Here is a 1,641-nt window from a genome sequence, read left to right as displayed (position 1 = left end):
AGATGTTAATCGTTCAAGGTGGCTTCGAAGGGGAATTATTATGGCAAAGTATTTTTATCCTACTTTCCAGTCTCATCGTTTTACTTTCAGCGATACGTATTTTCATTTATGCATTCTGGGGTGAACCAAAAGGCGAATCCTCTTATTTGGACGCTGCATCCTATAAGCGTTTATTAGTCCCAACAATAGCTCTAGTTGCTGTTACCGTTATGTATGGCGTTGGAGCCGAATTCTTAGTGCCACTTATGACTGATGCATCCAATGTGTTATTAGATCCTTCCTTATATGTTGATGCTGTCTTTGAAGGGGTGAAATAATGGCTTTTCAAATTTTATTAAATGTATTTATAGCTCTTACGTGGATGTTCCTATCCATATCATTTAAACCTACTACTTTTATAGTAGGATATCTGCTCGGTTTGGTAATGCTTTTCATGCTTCGAAAATCCTTTAAGTCACGATTCTATATGGATCGTGTATTGGCTGTGATAAAATTAGCATTCTTATTTTTAAAGGAGCTAATACTTTCTAACTTCTCTGTTTTAAAAGTAATCGTGAAGCCAGAAATGCCTATCCGTCCAGCTATTTTCGCAATGAAAACTGTATTGACTGAAGACTGGGAGATAACCTTGCTTTCCAGTCTCATAACCTTAACACCTGGTACAGTAGTTATTGATGTTTCGGATGACAATAAAACGTTATATATCCATTCTATCGATTTTACCGATATTGACGAAGCAGTAAACTCCATACGCGATACTTTTGAGAAAGCAATTTTGGAGGTGAGTAGATCATGATAACTTTTTTATGGGTAATCGTCGTGCTTATCAGCGCTGCTTTACTAGGCTTCATTTATCGTCTTGTAAAGGGGCCTACTACTCCAGACAGGGTTATTGCCTTGGACGCTATTGGAGTTGGTCTAATCTCCTTAATAGGTCTAATTTCAATCTTATTTGACACTCCATTCTTCTTAGAGGTCATCCTCTTACTAGCTGTTCTTTCTTTTATAGGGACAGTAGCATTTTCTAAGTTCACGGAGAAGGGAGAGATCATTCAACGTGACCGTAATAGCTAATATATTTATCATAGGTACTATTTCCTTTGGAACTATTTTCATCTTGGACACTGCAAAAGGCTTGTGTCGTTTACCAGATGTCTACACAAGAGCGCATGCTGCTTCCAAAAGTGCGACGCTCGGAGTGATGAGCATCTTAATAGGAGTGTTCCTTCACTTCTGGTTAATCGAAGGTACATTTAATTCTCGAATTTTACTTGGTATCTTATTTCTCTTCATTACTGGTCCAGTCGGAGGTCATATGATGGGAAGAGCCGCGTATTATTCTGGCGTGGAATGCTGTGACCTTACAGTGCGAGATGATCTAGAAGAAGTTGTGGAAGAGAAAAGAAAGAATATGAAGGTAAAAACAGAGACGAATTAGCTTCAAATTATGTTCAACAAAAAAGTGCAAGCAAAGTTGGTTAACGCTTTGCCTGCACTTTTTAGATTTTGTACAACTTAGCTCCATCGCTCATCTTTTATATTCGAGGTGGAATACCTTCCATAAAAAAAGCTTTTGCAAAACGTGATCCTCCACGAATTGCAAAAGCTTTTTTATAATAGTTAATAGTACGGGGAATATGG

Annotated in this window: 3 protein-coding genes and 1 pseudogene; all 4 read left to right on the top strand. The window is 37.8% G+C overall.

Features of this window, described 5'->3' with window-relative positions; all coding sequences use genetic code 11:
• A pseudogene (locus AC06OU_RS14340) lies at nucleotides 1–317 on the top strand (Na+/H+ antiporter subunit D); the annotation flags it as partial.
• Complete coding sequence (locus AC06OU_RS14335) at nucleotides 317–796, top strand: Na+/H+ antiporter subunit E (RefSeq protein ID WP_475856683.1); 480 nt, start codon at nucleotides 317–319, stop codon at nucleotides 794–796. The pseudogene AC06OU_RS14340 and the gene AC06OU_RS14335, both read left to right, overlap by 1 nt.
• Nucleotides 793–1,074: a Na(+)/H(+) antiporter subunit F1 gene (locus tag AC06OU_RS14330; protein ID WP_298473808.1), complete on the top strand. Its 282-nt coding sequence runs from the start codon at nucleotides 793–795 to the stop codon at nucleotides 1,072–1,074. The genes AC06OU_RS14335 and AC06OU_RS14330 overlap by 4 nt, the downstream gene beginning before the upstream one ends.
• A complete protein-coding gene (gene mnhG, locus AC06OU_RS14325) occupies nucleotides 1,058–1,438 on the top strand; it encodes a monovalent cation/H(+) antiporter subunit G (protein WP_475856682.1) in 381 nt (126 codons plus the stop codon). The genes AC06OU_RS14330 and mnhG overlap by 17 nt, the downstream gene beginning before the upstream one ends.
• Nucleotides 1,439–1,641: the final 203 nt, after the last annotated feature.

This window comes from Psychrobacillus sp., from assembly GCF_056205495.1.
The sequence above is the reverse complement of the archived record's forward strand: the minus strand, read 5'-3'. Positions and strand labels throughout refer to the sequence as shown.

Excerpts from the sequence above, each read along its gene's own strand:
- AC06OU_RS14335 (WP_475856683.1), top strand. The coding sequence starts at position 317 with ATGGCTTTTCAAATTTTATTAAATGTATTTATAGCTCTTACGTGGATG.
- AC06OU_RS14330 (WP_298473808.1), top strand. The coding sequence starts at position 793 with ATGATAACTTTTTTATGGGTAATCGTCGTGCTTATCAGCGCTGCTTTA.